General features: G+C 67.8%; 19 protein-coding genes. 8 read left to right on the top strand and 11 right to left on the bottom strand.

The features are described from left to right. Positions 1 to 6: 6 nt before the first annotated feature. From ccsB to AC07VM_RS10940, 6 genes are all read right to left on the bottom strand, one after another. The gene (gene ccsB / locus AC07VM_RS10915; RefSeq protein ID WP_267417425.1) at positions 7 to 981 is read right to left on the bottom strand and encodes a c-type cytochrome biogenesis protein CcsB; all 975 of its coding nucleotides are present in this window, start codon (positions 979 to 981) and stop codon (positions 7 to 9) included. A 9-nt stretch (positions 982 to 990) separates the two neighbouring features. Next, positions 991 to 2,769, bottom strand: a complete 1,779-nt coding sequence (gene resB / locus AC07VM_RS10920; RefSeq protein WP_494911172.1) for a cytochrome c biogenesis protein ResB — start codon at positions 2,767 to 2,769, stop codon at positions 991 to 993. Positions 2,770 to 2,803: 34 nt separating this feature from the next. Continuing rightward, positions 2,804 to 3,583 carry a cytochrome c biogenesis CcdA family protein gene (locus AC07VM_RS10925; RefSeq protein WP_267417423.1) on the bottom strand — a complete coding sequence of 260 codons (780 nt, stop codon included), beginning with the start codon at positions 3,581 to 3,583 and terminating at the stop codon, positions 2,804 to 2,806. 16 nt (positions 3,584 to 3,599) lie between these two features. Further along, positions 3,600 to 4,250: a TlpA family protein disulfide reductase gene (locus tag AC07VM_RS10930; protein WP_494911174.1), complete on the bottom strand. Its 651-nt coding sequence runs from the start codon at positions 4,248 to 4,250 to the stop codon at positions 3,600 to 3,602. 62 nt (positions 4,251 to 4,312) lie between these two features. Next, entirely contained in the window at positions 4,313 to 4,660 is a 348-nt protein-coding gene (locus AC07VM_RS10935) for a MerR family transcriptional regulator (RefSeq protein ID WP_267418516.1), read from the bottom strand. Between the two features lie 547 nt (positions 4,661 to 5,207). Continuing rightward, complete coding sequence (locus tag AC07VM_RS10940) at positions 5,208 to 6,359, bottom strand: S1 family peptidase (RefSeq protein ID WP_494911175.1); 1,152 nt, start codon at positions 6,357 to 6,359, stop codon at positions 5,208 to 5,210. 155 nt (positions 6,360 to 6,514) lie between these two features. Here AC07VM_RS10940 and AC07VM_RS10945 point away from each other — a divergent pair, with 155 nt between their 5' ends. Then, a complete protein-coding gene (locus tag AC07VM_RS10945) occupies positions 6,515 to 6,928 on the top strand; it encodes a hypothetical protein (protein WP_267417419.1) in 414 nt (137 codons plus the stop codon). 272 nt (positions 6,929 to 7,200) lie between these two features. Here AC07VM_RS10945 and AC07VM_RS10950 read toward each other — a convergent pair whose 3' ends face one another. Next, positions 7,201 to 7,566, bottom strand: coding sequence for a hypothetical protein (locus AC07VM_RS10950; protein ID WP_494911176.1), 366 nt, complete (start codon positions 7,564 to 7,566; stop codon positions 7,201 to 7,203). 238 nt (positions 7,567 to 7,804) lie between these two features. Next, on the bottom strand, positions 7,805 to 8,194 hold the full coding sequence (locus AC07VM_RS10955) for a MerR family transcriptional regulator (protein ID WP_267417417.1): 390 nt from the start codon (positions 8,192 to 8,194) through the stop codon (positions 7,805 to 7,807). A gap of 527 nt (positions 8,195 to 8,721) precedes the next feature. On the opposite strand from AC07VM_RS10955, the gene AC07VM_RS10960 reads away from it, so the two are divergent. Next, positions 8,722 to 9,615, top strand: a complete 894-nt coding sequence (locus tag AC07VM_RS10960; protein ID WP_494911178.1) for an NAD(P)/FAD-dependent oxidoreductase — start codon at positions 8,722 to 8,724, stop codon at positions 9,613 to 9,615. Between the two features lie 99 nt (positions 9,616 to 9,714). On the opposite strand, the gene AC07VM_RS10965 is transcribed toward AC07VM_RS10960, so the two are convergent. Next, positions 9,715 to 10,344: a histidine phosphatase family protein gene (locus tag AC07VM_RS10965; protein ID WP_494911180.1), complete on the bottom strand. Its 630-nt coding sequence runs from the start codon at positions 10,342 to 10,344 to the stop codon at positions 9,715 to 9,717. A 1-nt stretch (position 10,345) separates the two neighbouring features. Further along, entirely contained in the window at positions 10,346 to 10,729 is a 384-nt protein-coding gene (locus AC07VM_RS10970; protein ID WP_267417413.1) for a DUF5684 domain-containing protein, read from the bottom strand. A 131-nt stretch (positions 10,730 to 10,860) separates the two neighbouring features. On the opposite strand from AC07VM_RS10970, the gene aspS reads away from it, so the two are divergent. After that, complete coding sequence (gene aspS / locus AC07VM_RS10975) at positions 10,861 to 12,642, top strand: aspartate--tRNA ligase (RefSeq protein ID WP_494911181.1); 1,782 nt, start codon at positions 10,861 to 10,863, stop codon at positions 12,640 to 12,642. A gap of 247 nt (positions 12,643 to 12,889) precedes the next feature. On the opposite strand, the gene AC07VM_RS10980 is transcribed toward aspS, so the two are convergent. Further along, on the bottom strand, positions 12,890 to 13,675 hold the full coding sequence (locus tag AC07VM_RS10980) for a sulfite exporter TauE/SafE family protein (protein WP_494911708.1): 786 nt from the start codon (positions 13,673 to 13,675) through the stop codon (positions 12,890 to 12,892). A gap of 123 nt (positions 13,676 to 13,798) precedes the next feature. Between AC07VM_RS10980 and AC07VM_RS10985 the strand changes: the two genes are divergently transcribed. From AC07VM_RS10985 to AC07VM_RS11005, 5 genes are all read left to right on the top strand, one after another. Beyond that, complete coding sequence (locus AC07VM_RS10985; RefSeq protein WP_494911183.1) at positions 13,799 to 14,314, top strand: GNAT family N-acetyltransferase; 516 nt, start codon at positions 13,799 to 13,801, stop codon at positions 14,312 to 14,314. Positions 14,315 to 14,461: 147 nt separating this feature from the next. After that, positions 14,462 to 15,601 (top strand): ABC transporter substrate-binding protein, encoded by a 1,140-nt coding sequence (locus AC07VM_RS10990; RefSeq protein WP_267417410.1) that lies wholly within the window; start codon positions 14,462 to 14,464, stop codon positions 15,599 to 15,601. Further along, on the top strand, positions 15,598 to 16,536 hold the full coding sequence (locus tag AC07VM_RS10995) for an ABC transporter permease (protein ID WP_267417409.1): 939 nt from the start codon (positions 15,598 to 15,600) through the stop codon (positions 16,534 to 16,536). Before AC07VM_RS10990 ends, AC07VM_RS10995 begins: the two co-directional genes overlap by 4 nt. Continuing rightward, complete coding sequence (locus AC07VM_RS11000; protein ID WP_494911185.1) at positions 16,533 to 17,327, top strand: ABC transporter permease; 795 nt, start codon at positions 16,533 to 16,535, stop codon at positions 17,325 to 17,327. The genes AC07VM_RS10995 and AC07VM_RS11000 overlap by 4 nt, the downstream gene beginning before the upstream one ends. Further along, on the top strand, positions 17,324 to 18,415 hold the full coding sequence (locus AC07VM_RS11005; protein ID WP_267417405.1) for an ABC transporter ATP-binding protein: 1,092 nt from the start codon (positions 17,324 to 17,326) through the stop codon (positions 18,413 to 18,415). The genes AC07VM_RS11000 and AC07VM_RS11005 overlap by 4 nt, the downstream gene beginning before the upstream one ends. Positions 18,416 to 18,486: the final 71 nt, after the last annotated feature.

The raw sequence follows: 18,486 nt of genomic DNA on the forward strand, positions 1-18,486 counted from the left end.
CGAGGGTCAGCTCAGGCCGGAGTAGGCGTGCAGGCCCTTGAAGAAGACGTTGACGATCGTGAAGTTGAAGATCACGGCCGAGAAGCCGACGATCGCCAGCCACGCGGAGGGGTTGCCGCGCCAACCGCGCGTCGCCCGAGCGTGGATGTAGCCGGCGTAGAGGACCCAGATCACGAACGTCCAGGTCTCCTTCACGTCGAAGCCCCAGAAGCGGCTCCAGGCGTAGTACGCCCAGATCGACCCCGCGATGAGCGTGAAGGTCCACAGGATGAAGCCGATGATCGTGAACATGTACGCCAGGCTCTCCAGGCGCACGGACGGCGGGAAGGTGCGGAGGAAGCCGGGCCCGGTCTTCGCGGCCCCTTCTGCGACGAGCCGCTCCCGGCGCGACTGCATGAGCTGGATCACCGAGAGGGCGAACGCGAGCGCGAAGAACGCGGTGGCCAGCGAGGCGACGAACACGTGGATGACCAGCCAGACGCTCTTCAGCGGGTCCATCAGCGGGGAGACCTCGACGTAGAAGTTCGTCGCTCCGAGGCCCAGCAGCACCACGACCAGGCCGGTGATGAACGTGCCGAGGAAGCGCAGGTCGAGGCGCGTGAGCACCACGAGGTACACCGCGATGATGAGCAGCGTGCCCATCATCGCGAACTCGTAGAGGTTGGCCCACGGCACCCGACCGGCGGCGAGGCCGCGGGTGACGGTCGCCGCGAGGTGGAAGAGGAAGCCGAGGACCGTCAGCGAGGTGCCGATCCGGGCCATCACGAAGCGCTGCGGAGCGGCGTCCTTGCCAGGCGCGCCGGAGGACGCCGTGGCGGTGCCCCCGCCTGCTCCGACGAGGACCGCTTCCCGGACCGTCTGCGCGTCGGCCGTCGCCTGCGAGCGCCGCGCGAGATCGAAGGCATAGGCCACGAAGGCCGCCGCATAGATCGCGATCGCCGTCCAGAGCAGGACCGGCGAGATCACGTTGAGCTCGAGCATGGTGTCAGTCTACTTTCGGGTGTCGGTCGCCGGGGCCTCCGGCTGCGCGGACTCGTCCGCGGTGTCGTCGATGGTGGGGCGAGCCGTCGTGCCGCCCGCGGCGTCGAGGAGTCGTGCGTGGCCGGCGACGAGGTCGTCGACGGCGGCGGCGAGCGTCGGGTCCTCGCCTCGAGCGAGTGCGGCGTACTCGAGCGCCACCTCGCCGTCGTGCGCGGTCGCCTTGACCCACACGCGTCGGCGCGGCACGAACAGGGCGATCATGAGACCGCCGAGAGCCAGCAGCGCGAAGCCGAGCACCCACACACCCGACTCGTCGCGGTGGATCTGCAGCGAGGCGAAGCGCTTCACGGACTTCGAGGCGTCGGTCGCGCCCGCGGGCGACTCGTCCTCGAAGGTCACGGAGCCGAGGCCGTTCGGCAGCTGCGCGGTCTGGCCGGGCGTGAGCTCGATCGACTCGACGTTCGTGGTGCGGCCGGTGAGCTTGGTCATCCCGGTCGTGTCGAGCACGTAGACCGAGCGCGGCACGCCTTCGTTGATGCCCAGGTCGCCCGTGTACACGTCGAGCGTGAGCGTCGGGTTCGTGAGATCGCCGTAGGCGGAGAAGAACGCGCCCGTGTCGAGCACGCCGGTGGTCGGGTAGAAGAACCCGACGAGGCCCACCTGCTCGGCCAGGCCATCCGGGATCTTGAGCACGCCGAGCGAGGTCATGTTGTTGTCCTGCGGGAGGAACGGCGTGCTGTTCGTGAACACGACGTTGCCCTCGGGATCGCGCACCGTGACGGTCGGCGCGTAGCCGTTGCCGAGCAGGAACACGTCGTCGTCGGCCACGGCGAGCGGCTCGTTGACCTTGACGGATCCCTCGCGCTCCTCGCCGTCCTCCTGCACGGTGACGTTGGCGGAGAAGTTGCCGGCCTGACCGGAGCCCGGCTCGCCGAACGGCTGGTAGGTCACATCGAAGGAGTCGAGACGCATCGAGTAGGGCGAGAACGCGTCATCCCCCACGAAGCGGCCGCGGTTCATGGAGTCGTAGTCGAGCAGGGTGTTCGCGAAGGTCTCCCCCTCGACCAGCACGCGCTGTCCGGTGTACGAGAACCCGCCGCCCACGCCGACCGTGACCAGCACGCCGACGAGCGCGAGGTGGAAGAGCAGGTTGCCGGTCTCGCGCCAGTAGCCGCGCTCCGCGGAGACCGAGAACGTGCGCCCGCGGTCGTAGCGCTCCACCCGATAGCCGAGCGCCTTGAGCTGTTTCGTGGCGACGTCGATCGACGCGGCGGCCTCGGCCTCGGCGTCACCGGTCTTCGTGCCGGTGTCGGCCGACGGGTCGCGAGTGACGGCGCGGTAGTCCTCGAGGCGCTGCAGGCGCGCGGGCGTGCGCGGCGGACGGGCGCGGAGGGCCTTCGCGTGGTGCTTGATGCGCGGGATCACGCAGCCGACCAGCGAGGCGAAGAGCAGCAGGTAGATCGCCGAGAACCACGGCGACAGGTACACGTCGAACATCTTGAGTCCGTCGAGCACCGGGAAGAGGTCGGGGTTGTCGCGCTCCCACTGCGTGACGCCGTTCGGGTCGGCCATCCGCTGCGGGAAGATCGAGCCGGGGATGGCCGCGATCGCGAGCACCAGCAGCAGGACCAGGGCCGTGCGCATCGAGGTCAGCTGGCGCCATCCCCAGCGCAGCCAGCCGACGAGGCCGAGCCGCGGCTGGGTGATCGAGTCGTCGCCGTCGACGTGGTCGGACGGGCGGAGCGGATCGCTGGAGTCGCTGTTCACGGCACCCTTGTTCTTCGTCATGGTCTTCTCGGAGGGAGCGGACTTCTCTGAACGGTCAGAGCGGGAGGATGACACTGCCCATCACCGCCGTCAGCCGCGACATGATGTCGGTCCAGAGCCCGGTGACCATCAGGATCCCGAGCAGGATGAGCAGCACGCCGCCGATGACGTTGACGACGCGGATGTGACGGCGCAGGAAACCGATCGCCTTCGTCGCCCAGCCGAAGCCGAGTGCGACGAGCAGGAACGGGATGCCGAGCCCGAGGGAGTAGGCCAGCCCGAGGGAGCCCGCCCGCACCGGGTCACCCGCGTTGAAGGAGAGGGCGAAGATCGCCGTGAGCGTGGGGCCGAGGCACGGTGCCCACCCGATGCCGAGGGCGATGCCGAGCAGCGGAGCGCCGATGATGCCGGCCTTGGAGTCGACGTGGAAGCGGAGCTCGCGCTGCGCGAAGCCGAACAGGCCGAGGAAGACCAGGCCCATGACGATGATGACCACGCCCAGGATGCGGGTGATGAGCTCGCCCCACTCCAGCAGGAAGACGTTGGCGATTCCGCCCAGTGCCGTGATCGAGACGAACACCAGGCTGAAGCCGAGGATGAACAGCAGCACGCCGAGGACGAGCCGGCCACGCGTCGCCGTCTGGGTCGCCGGGCCCTGCGAGCCCGCCCCGGAGACGGACGCCGTGCGCGGCGCGACCGTTCCGCCGAGGAAGCCGAGATAGCCCGGCACGAGCGGGAGCACGCACGGCGACAGGAACGAGATGAGTCCCGCCAGCATCGCGACGGGGATCGCGATCCAGAGGGCCCCCGAGCCGATGATCGCTTCAGGGTTCACGACGCTCCCTCAGTGATCACGACTTCTCCGCGAGTGCGTCCTTGACGAGCGTGGAGAGGATCGACTTCCCGTCGATCGGTCCGATGATGCGCGCGGCGACCCGGCCCTGCTTGTCGAGCACGAGCGTGGTCGGCGTCGCGGCGATCGGGGTCACCTTCGCGAAGGCGAGCTTGGCCTGGGCGGTGTCCACGTCGATCAGGCTCGGGTAGGTCACGTCGTACTCGTCGGCGAAGGCGACCGCGGTGTCGGCCTGGTCACGGGTGTTGATACCGATGAACGTGACGTCCTGGTCGCTGTAGTCCTGCCAGACGGCTTCCAGGTCGGCGGCCTCGAGGCGGCACGGCGCGCATCCGGCGTACCAGAAGTTGACGACCGTGACGTCGCCGGCGATGTCGGCGCTGTCGAATTTCTCGCCAGCCTCGGTCACGCCGCTGAACTCAACGGGCTCGCCGCGCTCGGCGACGGGGATCTCGACGATCGCGCCGTCGGCCGCGACATAGCCGGTGTTCTCCCCGTTGAGGAAGGATTCGCTGACCGGATCGGGAGCGCAGGCGCTCAGACCGATGGCGAGCACCGCAGCGAGCGCGGCACCGACCGCACGACGCGAACGCCGGGTGCGGGAGGAGCGGCCGCTGCGGATCGGACGGACCGTCGAATCGCTTGGCACGACTCCGAGTTTACGCAGAGCTTCCTATGCACGAGCCGGAAACGGGACCCTCCGCCGGGGTCTCAGAAGCGCGCCAGGACGTCGTCGACCCCCGCCCGGAAACGCGGGCAGGTCGCGATGTCGTGCGCACGGCAGCCCATCGCATGCTCGGTCATCTCGCGCGATCGACGCATCTCCTCCATGCGCCGGTCGAGGTCGTCGAGGTGCTGCTGGAGCACCTGATGCCGCCCCGCACTCCCGTCGTCGAGCAGCACCGCGATCTGCTCGACCGTCATCCCGGCGGCCTTGCTGCGCTGGATGACGGCGATGCGCACGACCTCGTCCTCGCCGTAGCGCCGCCGCCCCGCACCGTCCCGCGGCGGCCGGAGCAGACCGACGGACTCCCAGTGCCGCAGGACGTTGGTCGGCAGCTCGTGTCAATCGTCGACCGCCCTGGCTCGCGCCTGACACACCTGACCCGCGAAAACACGCGGCGCATGGCCGAGTCGCACCGACTCTTTCGTCGTAACAGTTGATCCGTTCTTGCACAGACCATTGGCGATGAGCGAGGGCATCTTGCAAGCGCTTTCTGCGCGCCGCAGTGTACGACCAGCTGGTCCGGTGCGAGTGAATTTTCGCTCGCACGAAGAGGCGGAGGGCCGGGATCTCCCGGCCCTCCGCGTGGGTATCTTCCCTAGCTCGTCAGTTCAGCATCGAGTCCCTCAAGCACGCCGCGACGAGCGAGTGGATCAAGAAGAACGTCTGTGCTCACCCGATACATCATGGGAAGCGATGACAAGTAGACCAACCCACAGCGCGCCACAATCTTTGGATTATGCCCATCTTCAGCAGACACCTCCGCTCTCCGCTGGTGCGCTGCGTGCGCGAACGGCGTGCGGATGATGACGATGCGCTGCGGGGTCGCTTTCCATCATCGACAGCCCGGAGCGCCCTGGGGAGGAACGAGCGGCGCGGCCCCTAGCCTGTGATGATTGCGATACTTAGGACGGACTGAGCGAATCCTGCCTGGCTGAAGGTTGAGTATCCCCCGAACTTCCCGTAGTGAATCCCGACGGCAGAGTTGTTAACGAACCAGGGTCCGCCACTGTCTCCGGGGTTGGTGAATGCACCGTTGGACTGCACCATCCTGCTGATGTAGGTGGAGGTTCCGTCAATGTTGGCATAGAACGCAAGCCCGACCTGCCGGACCGTTGTGCATGAATGGGCGGAGCGAGTCTTCCCGTAGTTGCAGATCGACTGCCCTGCAGACGGATAGACCACGCTCGTGATCGACCGGTAGGAGGAGGGGGCGATGATGATCGTGTTTCCGATCAAAGGATCAGACGAGGAGTGCTTTTGCACCTCTCCGTAAGCGCCCGCGTGCTGTCCACGGTGGACCGTGCCGTAGGTGCTGCCAGACGGTGTCCCTGCCGCGTTGGGACAGTGGGCAGCGGTCACGAAGCCCTTGTATTGAGGGCTTCCGAGGATCCGAATGTTGAAGCCTGCGGTGCAGCCGGAGATGCTCGTGCCGCCGCGGATGAGCTCCGGGTCGGTGGAGATGTCTTCGGTCGCCTCCACGACATCAATTTCGGCCTTCTCGCTGGATTTCACAACAGCGCTGACTGCGCGAGCGATGACTGAGTCGGCTACCTCTCCATCCTTAAGCTCGTATTGAATGCGGACGCTGCCTGCCGTCGGGTCCGTCTCGCCAACGAGCTGCGAGAAGGTGCCCGTAGCCAGGAGCTCGGACATCGCTTCATGGCGAATCTCCTCTGCTTCGGCCTCGGAGAGCTTTGCCCCGAACCGGACTTCTACTTTGACGGGAAGGTCCGCGAATAAGTCGGCAACCTTGCTGTCTTCCGCGCCCGTGAACGAGACCCATGCGGAGCTTTCACCGACAGCTCCCCACTCGGAGCTGGCATATCTGTCGGGGACACTCTCTATCGCTTTCGTCAGCGCCTCGAGGAACTCTTGCTGGCCGGCAAACTGACGTTGAGCAGCCTCTTCGCTGATCTTCAGGTCCTCGGCGAGCGCCTTCGCATCCTCCGGCAGCAACCGCGATGCCGACGCCGCTGAAGAGCCTCCAACGACCACCGTGGCGTCTTCACCACCGGCCGTCTCGTCTGCCATCGCCGGTGCGACACCGACCGCCGCCGCCACAAGTGCAACGCATGCACCCAGGGCTATGGATCTGTACTTTGAAATCTTTCATTGATTCTCCTGACGCCTATGTACAAGGTGCCCAGAGCCTAGGGGCTCACCCATATGTATGCAATCATCAGCACATGAGGAAGATCCTCCCCACTCTCGTCGCAATTGTTCTGGTCGCCCTCAGTCTGAGTTCTTGCGCAACAGCGGCAGACAGGGCTGGCAATACGCCCGACGACGAGAACCCAGTCGTGCTTGTTCCGGATTCTGCTCCTTCGGCCCTACGAGAAGCGGAAGTGGACGGTGTCGTAGAACTCCGAGACGGCTGCTTCGTCCTGGCCTCCACCGCTGGCAATTGGCTCATCGAATGGCCGTACGGCACCATTCTTGGCGCTGACGCCGTTTCCGTAGAGAACGATCAGTTTGGAACTATCGAGGTAGGCGACACCATCCGCGGCGGAGGCGGCTACGGGACCAACGTCGAGGGTTGCGACGTAGATGGCGTAGAAGGCACTGTTTCGGTTGACCAGATCGCCGAGACCAACGGGTAGCGCTCCTTCCACCTGGAGACCGCGAAATCCCGCGTCTTCACGGTCACGTGCCCGCATTGTGGCAGGACTCGGCCCCCTTTACTCGCGTGGTGCGGGGCCTCGTCAAGTGCGAACCCAAGATCCGCGCTCCGAACGAACTCCATGTTGGCTGCGATTCGATAGGTGGCCACGTTGCTCCCTCATGTTGGCATCCGCCCGGTGCGGATATCGTCTAAGCCGATTGTGCAGAACCTGAGGCGCATCGCGCTTCCGGAAAGGCGCGGTGGTAAATATTAGACGTTCCAGTGATGGTTGGCTTCGACTGACCGGGCCTGGCGAGAAAGGCGACCATCGACCAACGTGCAGCTCTCGCTTCGTCTACCGTAAGAGCCTTTGATCGACTGCATGCATCGAGACACCATGACCGCATTGAACATGGCCCCGTTCTCCTCTTCCTCCTCGACGAGGCGCCGCTCTACTGCTACGACAGCCGGCAGGACAATGCCACGACCTTCGCGGGGCTCGAAGTCGTCGGCATCGACAAGCTCGTGCCGGGCATCGGCGTCGAGGAGATCATCAAACACTGCTGGTTCGAGGAGCGTGCGAACGCGGATGCCGTGCACACCACCGGCGGCGGACTCCGCTTCGAGTACGACCATCCACGTCGACGACGCGAAGCGTAGCGAGCACAACCGCCGCTCGATTGCCTCTGGACCCGAGCCTCGCGCTACGTGGTCGCGCGGGTGCGGATGCTCGTCCTGATGTCATCGGTTTGCTCGTTCACGGCGTTGAGGTTCTGGCGCATGTGAGTGAACACCGGAGCCTGCCCCTTCGGGTCCGCAATCGTGAGGATCGCTGCATACGGGATCCCCTCCTCCGCCTCATCGGCCGTCGAGATTAGAAGCGGGACATCACGTCTGCGACGCCAGTACGGAAGCGCGGACAGGTAGCGATATCGTGCGACCGACAGTTCATCGCGTGCTCAGTCATCTCTCGTGAGCGTCGCATGTCTTCCATGCGCCGGTCTATATCGTCGAGGTGTTGCTGGAGTACCTGATGACGCTCTCTCGCCCCATCGTCGAGCATCACCCCGATCTGCTCCAATGTCATGCCGGCACTCTTGCTGCGCTGGATGACAGCGATTCGGACGATCTGGTCCTCGTCGTACTTCCGCCGACCGCCGGAGTCACGGCCGGGCGACAACAAGCCAACGGTCTCCCAGTGACGGAGGACATTGGTCGGCAAGGACATCTCCCGCGCGACGTCACCGATGCTCAGAAGTTTCACCACAAACCCCCTCGCTCCGCGTACACAGGCCAAAGCGCGACGCCCAACGCATCCTCCAACCGCGCAATCGTTCGCACGTCCGACCAACGCGCACCGGACAGGAGGTTGCGAATCGTCCCCCCATCGAGACCCGCATCGTCAGCGACGGATCGTACGCTCGCCATGCCGATAGACCGACGTAGATTGACGGCCAGGAGGCGGGCGGTCTCACCAGCAGGGTCCAACGAAGGCGTGTTCGGCCAAGAGTCGGTCAGATCAGCAGGCGACGGGCGCGGGGGCTTAGGCACAAGACTCTCCCTCGGTAACCACCGAAACCGCGGAATTCCGCGGGTCAACTAGGTTGCGTCGGGTCATGTCACTTCGACCGGTGCAGATTGGAGGTATCAAAACCCCAGGTCGCGTGACGAATGACAGCTCGAAGCGGGTGGCGACGTCGCCGACGGACCAGGGATGCTCCTCGCTTGACTTCATGTTGACATGAAGTCACAGACTGGCCGAGAACGCAACATCCCACCGGAAGGACCACCATGTACGACGCGATCGTGATCGGCGCAGGACCGGCAGGGCTGCAGGCCGCCCTGACCCTCGGGCGCATGCACCGCTCGACCCTCCTGCTGGACTCGGGTGAGTACCGCAACGGCACCGTCCTGCACATGCACAACATGATCGGTGCGGACGGCACTCCGCCCGCGGAGTTCCGCGCGGACGCCCGTCAGGAACTCGCCGCCTACGGCGACGTGGAGATCCGCGACGCCGCAGCGACGAGCATCTCGGGTGCCGACGACGCCTTCCGGGTGGACCTCGCCGACGGCTCAGCTGTCGAAGGGCGCCGGGTCGTCCTCGCCACCGGCGTCGTCGACGACCTCCCCGCCGTTCCCGGACTGCAGGACCTCTGGGGAACCGTCGCGTTCAGCTGCCCGTTCTGCGACGGGCACGAGCACGCCGGGAAGTCGATCGGCATCCTCGGCGCCGCCCCGCGGGCCGAGCACCTCATCGGTCTGCTCGGCAGGATCGTCGGGGACATCACCGTGTTCCCGACGAGCGAGCCGTTCTCGGACGAGGATCGGCGGCTGCTCGAGGCGAAGGGCGCCTGCGTGAGCGGCGCGCCGGTCGCATCCGTCGAGAAGGACGACGACGGGGTGCGGGTGCGTACCGCGGACGGCGAGGCCGCGGTCGCCGGGGTCTTCGTCGCGTCGGGGACGATGCGTCAGCGGGCACCGTTCGCCGCAGACCTCGGACTGCGTGTGCTCGAGTCCGGGTGCATCGAGATCGACGAGTTCGGCCGCACCTCTCTCCCCGGCGTCTTCGCGGCCGGGGACCTCGCGCACCGAGCGACGCTGCCGGGTCCGATGGCCTCGGTGCTGCTGGCCGCGGCCGCCGGTCAGCTGGCCGCGATCGGGATCATCCAGTCGCTCGCCTGAGCGGGCCGTTTCGTCTCGTCGCTGCGCTCCTCGCTCAACGACCGGTCTCCGCCCCCGGTCGTCGAGCGAGCGCAGCGAGACGAGACGCCTGCGCGGGCGTCAGACGGCGCCGACGTCCACCGCGCCGCCCGTGGCGGCGGGCTCCGCGTAGGCGACCTCGCGCCAGACGTCGCCGACGCGCTCGAACGAGGTCACGCTCGACAGGGCGCAACGCCGCGTACGGGGGTCGTGCCGCAGCGGCAGACCCGCTACTCGCAGGTGCGTGATCCAGATCGGCGCCTGATGCGAGACCATCACGACGTCGCCCTCGGGGGCGGCATCCCACGCCTCATCCATCACGCCCAGCATCCGCTCCGCGATGGAGGAGTACGGCTCGCCCCAGCTCGGCAGCGACGGCTGGCGCAGATGCCACCAGTTGAGGGGGTTCATCAGCGACCGGCGCATCTGGGTGCCCTCGAACACGTTCGTCGGCTCGATCAGGCGGATGTCGATCTCGGGCACCAGGTCGAAGCGCTCGGCGAAGGGCTCGGCCGACTCCTGTGCGCGCTCGAGCGGGGAGGCGTACAGCGCGGCGACCGATCGGTCGAGGGAAGCCACATGATCGGCTGCCGCTGCCGCCATCTCCCGGCCCGCCGTGCTCAGGTGATAGTCGGGCAGCCGACCGTAGAGCACGCGAGCCGGGTTGTGCACCTCGCCGTGTCGGACCAGGTGCAGCCGAGACGCCGTCATGTCACGCCTTGCTGTAGCGCGCGTCCCCGAAGCCGAGGATCAGGTACCCGATGTACGGGAAGAGGAACAGCAGGAAGAACGAGAAGACCCCGCCCTTGTTGAAGCGCTCGCCGAGCTTGAACGCGACGATGATCGCGAGGATCAGGTTCGCCAGCGGGATGAGGTACAGCAGCGCGAACCAGGCCGACAGGCCGGCGATGCGCACCAGGAGCACGACGTTCACGATCGGGATGATGGCCCAGATGCCGGCGTACCCGGCCTTCGTGAACACCTTCCACAGGCCGATCGCGACGAGGATGTAGAAGACGAGGGCGATCAGGCCGGTGGTACCGGAGAAGATCGCCCCGAAGAGATCGGGGAGGCCGTTGCCGTCGGAGATGTTCATGGGGGTCTGCCTTTCGTCGTGGCGATCCTACTGATCCGGCGACTCCTGCGCCGCCGACGGGGCCGATGACCGGTCAACCGCCCCCGTAGAATGGGCGAGTTCCCCATTTCCCAGATCAGAAGGAATACTCCGTGCTTCGCACCCACTCGGCAGGCTCTCTGCGAGCCGAGCACATCGGTCAGACCGTCACCCTCTCGGGTTGGGTCGATCGCCGTCGTGACCACGGAGGAGTCGCTTTCATCGATCTGCGGGATGCCTCGGGCATCGCCCAGGTCGTCATCCGCGACGAGGAGATCGCGCACCCGCTGCGCAACGAGTTCGTGCTGAAGGTGACCGGCGAGGTCTCGAAGCGCCCCGAGGGCAACGCGAACCCGAACCTGCCGACCGGCGAGATCGAGCTCATCGCGACCGACGTCGAGGTGCTGAACGAGTCCGCTCCGCTCCCCTTCCAGGTCTCCACGGCTCTCGCCGACACCGAGACCGTCGGCGAGGAGGCGCGCCTCAAGTACCGCTACCTCGACCTTCGTCGCCCGTCGCCGGCCGCAGCTCTCCGCCTGCGCTCGAACGTCTACAAGGCGATCCGCGACGTGCTGCACGCCGACGACTTCACCGAGGTGGAGACGCCGACCCTCACCCGCTCGACCCCCGAGGGTGCCCGCGACTTCCTGGTGCCCGCTCGTCTGAGCCCCGGCAGCTGGTACGCCCTGCCGCAGTCGCCGCAGCTGTTCAAGCAGCTGCTGATGGTCGGCGGCGTGGAGAAGTACTTCCAGATCGCCCGCTGCTACCGCGACGAGGACTTCCGCGCCGACCGCCAGCCGGAGTTCACGCAGCTCGACATCGAGATGAGCTTCGTCGACCAGGAAGACGTGATCGCGCTCATGGAGTCGCTCATCGTCGCGATGTGGGCGACGATCGGCGTCGAGGTGGCCACGCCCCTGCCGCGCATGACCTATGCCGAGGCCATGGCCAAGTACGGCTCCGACAAGCCCGACCTGCGCTTCGGTCTCGAGCTCGTCGACGCGACCGAGTACTTCCAGGACACCCCGTTCCGCGTCTTCCAGGCCGAGTACGTCGGTGCGGTGCGCATGCCCGGTGGTGCCTCGCAGCCGCGCAAGCAGCTCGACGCATGGCAGGACTGGGCCAAGCAGCGCGGCGCCCGCGGCCTCGCCTACGTCCTGTTCAATGAGGACGGCTCGCTCGGCGGTCCCGCCGCGAAGAACCTGTCGGAGGCCGAGCAGGCCGGGCTGGCGGAACTCGTGGGCGCCGAAGCCGGAGACTGCGTCTTCTTCGCCGCCGGTTCCACCAAGGAGAGCCGTGCGCTGCTCGGTGCCGCCCGCGTCGAGATCGGCCGTCGCCTCGGCTACCTGAACCCCGACGAGTTCGCCTTCACCTGGGTCGTCGACGCTCCGATGTTCGAGCCTGCGGCCGACGCCGTGGCCTCGGGCGACGTGGCCGTCGGCGCGGGAGCCTGGACGGCCGTGCACCACGCGTTCACGGGTCCCAAGCCGGAGTTCCAGGACACGTTCGACACCGACCCCGGATCCGCTCTCGCCTACGCGTACGACATCGTCTGCAACGGCTCTGAGCTCGGCGGCGGCTCGATCCGCATCCACCGCGAAGACGTGCAGAAGCGCGTGTTCGAGGTCATGGGCATCAGCGACGAGCAGGCCGACGAGCAGTTCGGCTTCCTCCTCGACGCGTTCAAGTTCGGCGCCCCGCCCCACGGCGGGATCGCGCTCGGCATGGACCGCGTGCTGCAGCACCTGACCAAGACCGAGTCGATCCGCGAGGTCATCGCGTTCCCGAAGTCCGGCAACGGCTTCGACCCGCTCACCTCCGCTCCGGCGCCCATCACCGACGCGCAGCGCGCCGAGGCCGGCGTCGACTACGAGCCCGAGGACGACGAGGCCTGACGCCCGCCGCCACGCGCGGCAGACGCACACACGCCGGATCAGGCGGTTCCGCGAGGGACCTGTCTGATCCGGCGTTGCTGTCCTCGCGGGCGTTTCGTCTCGCTCCGCTCGCTCAACGACCGACCACGTCTCGCTCCGCTCGCTCGGCGGCCGACGCGCCACGTTTCGTCTCGCTGCGCTCGCTCAACGACCGACGGCGACGCATCCCGGTCGTTGAGCGAGGAGCGCAGCGACGAGACGAAACGCCTCAGCCGCCGATCAGCGCGAGCGCGGGGACGATGTTCTCGTTCCACACGTCGACGCCGAGCTTCGCGATCAGGGCGATCACGACCACGAGGAACACCACGCGGATGAAAGTGGTCCCGCGCGAGATCGCCATCCGCGACCCCAGGTAGCTGCCCGCGACGTTCGCGACCGCGAGGATGCCGCCGAGCAGCCAGAGCACCGCACCGTGCGGGATGAACAGCATCAGAGCGCCGGCGTTCGTGGCGAGGTTCACGATCTTCGCCTTGGCGCTGGCCTGCAGGAAGTCGTAGCCGAGCAGCGCGACCAGGGTGATCACGAGGAACGTTCCGGTCCCCGGCCCGATCATCCCGTCGTAGAAGCCGATCCCGAGCCCCGCGGCACCGGCCATGATGTGGTGCTTGTGGCCGTGGAAGCGCAGCTGCGTCGCCGCGCCCATCTGCGGCCGGAACGCGGTGAACAGCGCCACCACGAGCAGGGCGATCACGATGATGGGCTTGAACGCGGCGGGCGGAAGCACCGTCGCGACGGCGGCGCCCCCGAACGAGCCGATCAGCGCGACGGCCGCCATCGGCAGGGCCGTGCGGATGTCGGGTTTCGCGCGACGGTAGTAGGTGACGCTGCTGGTCGCGGTGCCGAAGACCGAGGCGAGCTTGTTCGTGGCGAGCGCCTGCACAGGCGAGATGCCGGGGATCAGCAGCAGTGCGGGGAGCTGCAGGAGCCCTCCGCCACCGACGACCGCGTCGATCCAGCCGGCGCAGAACGCGGCGATCACGATGAGGAGCAGCATCCCCCAGGTGAGCTGCTCCAGTCCGAGCACGGCGCCGATATCCACCCGGCCATGATTCCAGAGAGTCGGCACCGCGCTCGCATCCGCTCCGACACCCGCCGCGCACGCTGGCAGACTGGTGCCATGCTCGACGCCCTGCCGCTGCCCCACCCGTTCGAATCGCGCATCGGAACCGCCCTCCTCCGCCGGGCGACGGCGGAGGACACGGATGCGGTGATCGCCCTGCTCGCGGACGACCCGATCAGCGCGACGCGCGGCGACGTGGCCTCCGAGGAGGACCGTCCGGCATACGAGCGGGGACTCCTGGAGATCCTGGCCGAGCCGTCGAACGACCTGCTCGTCGTCGAAATCGACGGCCGGATCGTCGGCACGCTCCAGCTCACCTCGATTCCCGGGATGGCACGACGCGGGGCACGGCGGCTGCTCGTCGAGGCCGTGCGCGTGCAGAGCAGCCTGCGCTCGTCGGGCATCGGCTCGGCGGTCATGCGCTGGGTCGGCGAGGCCGCGGCCCCCGCGGTGGGCGCCACCATGGTGCAGCTCACGTCGGATGCGGCGCGCACCGACGCCCACCGGTTCTACGAGCGCCTGGGGTACGTGGGCTCCCATCGCGGCTTCAAGTACGCGGTTCCGCAGGGCTGAACCGCGCAGCACCTGTCCGACCACCCGACCGGCCACCGGCCCGCCACCGTCCGTTCACCAGACCCGCGACGGGCGGCAACCTCCGCCTCATAGTGTCCTCTCGCAACCCGAAACCGGCTCACAGCGCCGGACACCGAGAGGACACTCATGGCTCGCTTCACCCGCCGCGCGCGCATCGGCGCCGGCATCGCCCTGGCCACCACGGCCGCACTCGCACTCACGGCCTGCTCTGGCGCAGCCGACGCGACCGACGGAGGCAACTCCGACGTCGACGCCTCCGCCGCGACGTCGGTCGCCGACTTCGGCACGTTCGCCGACCTCGAGGCCGCCGCCAAGGCCGAGGGATCGCTCAACGTCATCGCGCTGCCGCGCGACTGGGCGAACTACGGCGAGATCCTCGACCTGTTCGCCGAGAAGTACCCGGAGATCACGATCAACGAGGCTTCCCCCGACGTGTCGAGCGCCGAGGAGATCCAGGCCGCGAAGACGAACGAGGGACTCGACACGGCTCCCGACGTGTTCGACCTCGGCCTCACGGTCGCGCTGCAGAACACCGACGTCTTCGCTCCCTACAAGGTGCAGACCTGGGACGACATCCCCGACGAGCTGAAGGAGCCGACCGGCCTGTTCGTGGGCGACTACGGCGGGTACATGTCGATCGGCTACGACTCCTCGAAGTTCCCTGCGCCGGCGGAGCTGAGCGACCTGCTCTCGGCCGACTACAAGGGTGCCGTCGCGATCAACGGCGACCCGACGCAGGCCGGTGCCGCGTTCGCCGCCGTCGGTCTGGCCACCGTGCAGTCCGATGGGACGCTCGACGACTTCCAGCCCGGCATCGACTTCTTCTCCGACCTGCAGAAGGCCGGGAACCTGCTCAAGGTCGACGTGACCACGGCGACCATCGCGAGCGGCGAGACCCCCGTCGTGTTCGACTGGGACTACCTGAACGCCTCGCATGTGGCCGACAACAAGGACTGGAAGGTCGTCGTGTTCGACGGCACCGGTTACGCCGGCTACTACAACCAGGCCATCAACGCCGAGGCGCCGCACCCCGCTGCGGCTCGCCTGTGGCAGGAGTTCCTCTACAGCGACGACGTGCAGAACCTGTGGCTGAAGGGTGGCGCCCGCCCGGTGCGCATGGAGGCCATGACGGACGCCGGCACGATCGACGCCGACCTCGCCGCCGCACTCCCCGAGGCCCCGGAGGAGACCGTGGTCCCGACCGAGGAGCAGTCGACGAACGCCGGCAAGCTGCTCGGCGAGAAGTGGGCTGCGGCGGTCCAGTGACGACCCTCACCGCAACGGGGGCGGATGCCACGGCGTCCGCCCCCGTCACCCCCGCCGGGCCTTCGCAGGATGCGAGGGCCCGGCGGTCCGCTCCGTCCTTCGCCTGGCTGGGGCTCGTCCCCTTCGCCGCCTACGTGGTGCTGTTCCTCGCGGTGCCGACGATCCTGTCGATCGGATCCGGCTTCTTCACGAAGGACGGCACGTTCACCTGGGCGAACGTGTCCGCCCTCGCCGATCCCGTCGTGCTGAACACCTTCGGCAACTCGGCCGGCCTCTCACTGCTCACCGCCGTCGTCGGCGCGCTGATCGGTGCGCTCGTCTGCTACGCGCTGCTCGGCATGGACCCCGAGGGCCGGACCCGCTCCGCCGTGGACGCCGCCGCCGGTGTGCTCGCGCAGTTCGGCGGCGTCATGCTGGCATTCGCCTTCATCGCCACGATCGGCATCCAGGGCGTGATCACCGTGTTCCTGAAGGACACGTTCGGCGTCAACATCTTCGAGAACGGCACCTGGCTGTACGAGCTGCCCGGCCTCATCCTCCCCTACTTCTACTTCCAGATCCCGCTGATGGTCATCACCTTCATGCCCGCCCTCGCCGCGCTCAAGCCGCAGTGGGCCGAGGCCAACCTCACACTCGGCGGCACCAGGGCGAGCTTCTGGCTGCGCGTGGGCATCCCCGTGCTCGCGCCCTCGTTCCTCGCCAGCCTGCTGCTGCTGTTCGCGAACGCCTTCTCCTCCTACGCCACGGCCGCCGCGCTCGCGAGCCAGGGTGCGCAGATCGTGCCGCTGCAGATCCGCACGGCTCTCACGAGCGAGACGGTGCTCGGTCGCGAGAACCTCGCCGGCGCCCTCGCGCTCGGCATGATCGTGATCGTCGGGGTCGTGATGGCCCTGTACTCCCTGGTGCAGCGACGCGCGGCGAGGTGGCAGTCGTGAACCGGCTCGGTCCCTCCCTCGCCACCCGCTGGGTCATCGGCATCCTGGTCGGCGCGTTCTTCGCGGTCCCGCTGCTGTCGACGTTCCTCTTCACGCTGCGCGATCCCGAAGGCGGACTGTCGTTCGCTCGCTGGGCCGCATTGTTCGACCCCGCGGCCGCGGCCACGCTCAAGCCCATCTGGACGGGCCTGGGCAACTCCCTGATCCTCGCGGTCGTCACGGTCGCCATCGTGCTGCTCCTGCTCGCACCGACCATGATCCTGGTGAACCTGCGCTTCCCGAAGCTCAAGCCGGCCTTCGAGTTCGCGGTGCTGCTGCCGATCTCGATTCCCGCGATCGTGCTCGTCGTCGGCCTCGCACCGATCTACCTGCAGATCGGCCGCGCCTTCGGGACCGGCACCTGGACCCTCGCCTTCGCGTACGGGATCACCGTGCTGCCGTTCGCGTTCCGCTCGATCCAGGCGTCGATCGACGCGGCCGATCTGCGGACCCTCTCCGAGGCGGCGCGATCGCTCGGAGCGAGCTGGCCGACGGTCGTGCTGAAGGTGCTCGCACCGAACCTGCGCCAGGGCCTCCTCGCGGCTTCACTGATCTCGATCGCCGTGGTGCTCGGCGAGTTCACGATCGCCTCGCTCCTGAACCGTCAGGTGTTCCAGACCGCCATGGTCGTCGTGAACAAACAGGACCCGTATGCACCGGCGATCTTCACCCTGCTCGCCCTGCTGCTCGTCTTCCTCCTGCTCCTCGTCATCGGTCGCGTCGCCCGCGGCTCCGGAAAGGCCCGCTCATGACCATCGACCACGCGCTGCCGCGCACCAAGGACAACCTGCTGCTCGCCCAGGCCGGCGAGGGCACCCGCGTCGAGCTGCAGGGCATCGTCAAGAGCTACGCCGGCAACAGGGTGCTGCACGGCGTCGACCTCGACATCGCTCCCGGTGAGTTCGTCTCCCTCCTCGGCCCGTCCGGCTGCGGGAAGACCACGCTGCTCCGGGTGCTCGCCGGTCTCGAGGGTGCTGACGAGGGCGCCGTGCTGCTCGGCGGCGGCGACGTCTCCCGCGTGCCGACCAACAAGCGCGACATCGGCATGGTCTTCCAGTCGTACTCCCTGTTCCCGCACCTGCGGGTGGCCGAGAACACCGCCTTCGGCCTGCGCCGTCGGGGAGTCGGCAAGGCGGAGGCCGCGCGTCGGGCCGTGGATGCCCTCGCACTGGTCGGGCTCGCCGACTTCGCCGACCGGTTCCCGCATCAGCTCTCCGGAGGTCAACAGCAGCGTGTCGCGCTAGCGCGTGCGCTGGTCACCGAGCCCAAGGTGCTCCTGCTCGACGAGCCGCTGTCGGCGCTCGATGCGAAGGTGCGCGTGCAGTTGCGCGACGAGATCCGCCGCATCCAGCTGCGCCTCGGCATCACCACGGTCTTCGTCACGCACGACCAGGAGGAGGCGCTGGCCGTCTCCGACCGGATCGCCGTGATGAACGCCGGGCGCATCGAGCAGATCGGCTCACCGGAGCAGCTGTACACGATGCCGTCGACCGCCGGAGTCGCGGCGTTCGTGGGCCTGTCCAGCATCGTGTCCGGCGTCGCCGACGGCGATCACGTGACGGTGTGGGGGCAGCGCCTCCCGCTGCAGTCCCCGGCGGACGGCCCGGTCGATGTGTACGTGCGACCGGAGAACGTGTACTTCGCCTCGGAGGCGGATGCCGCGACCGACGCCCTGGTCGAGGAGAGCACCTTCCTCGGCAGCATGCGCCGCACGCTCGTCCGCACCGAATCCGGGGAGCTGGTGCGCGTGCAGCACGCGCCCGGCATCCATCCGACGTTCGGCGATCGCGTGCGCATCGCGGTCGCACCCGAGCCGGTCGCCGTGCACCCGCGGGGCTGATCGTCGCTCTTCCCCCGGCCCGGCTCCGCGCGCTAGCGTGAGGCCCGAGGGGCGGGGTTCCCTTCATCCGA

The sequence above is a fragment of the Microbacterium sp. GW821-FHT01D02 genome (genome assembly GCF_059422585.1).

Excerpts from the sequence above, each read along its gene's own strand:
- ccsB (WP_267417425.1), bottom strand. The coding sequence starts at position 981 with ATGCTCGAGCTCAACGTGATCTCGCCGGTCCTGCTCTGGACGGCGATC.
- resB (WP_494911172.1), bottom strand. The coding sequence starts at position 2,769 with ATGACGAAGAACAAGGGTGCCGTGAACAGCGACTCCAGCGATCCGCTC.
- AC07VM_RS10940 (WP_494911175.1), bottom strand. The coding sequence starts at position 6,359 with ATGGCAGACGAGACGGCCGGTGGTGAAGACGCCACGGTGGTCGTTGGA.
- AC07VM_RS10945 (WP_267417419.1), top strand. The coding sequence starts at position 6,515 with ATGAGGAAGATCCTCCCCACTCTCGTCGCAATTGTTCTGGTCGCCCTC.
- AC07VM_RS10950 (WP_494911176.1), bottom strand. The coding sequence starts at position 7,566 with ATGGTCGTACTCGAAGCGGAGTCCGCCGCCGGTGGTGTGCACGGCATC.
- AC07VM_RS10960 (WP_494911178.1), top strand. The coding sequence starts at position 8,722 with ATGTACGACGCGATCGTGATCGGCGCAGGACCGGCAGGGCTGCAGGCC.
- AC07VM_RS10965 (WP_494911180.1), bottom strand. The coding sequence starts at position 10,344 with ATGACGGCGTCTCGGCTGCACCTGGTCCGACACGGCGAGGTGCACAAC.
- AC07VM_RS10970 (WP_267417413.1), bottom strand. The coding sequence starts at position 10,729 with ATGAACATCTCCGACGGCAACGGCCTCCCCGATCTCTTCGGGGCGATC.
- AC07VM_RS10980 (WP_494911708.1), bottom strand. The coding sequence starts at position 13,675 with ATGCTGCTCCTCATCGTGATCGCCGCGTTCTGCGCCGGCTGGATCGAC.
- AC07VM_RS10985 (WP_494911183.1), top strand. The coding sequence starts at position 13,799 with ATGCTCGACGCCCTGCCGCTGCCCCACCCGTTCGAATCGCGCATCGGA.
- AC07VM_RS10990 (WP_267417410.1), top strand. The coding sequence starts at position 14,462 with ATGGCTCGCTTCACCCGCCGCGCGCGCATCGGCGCCGGCATCGCCCTG.
- AC07VM_RS11005 (WP_267417405.1), top strand. The coding sequence starts at position 17,324 with ATGACCATCGACCACGCGCTGCCGCGCACCAAGGACAACCTGCTGCTC.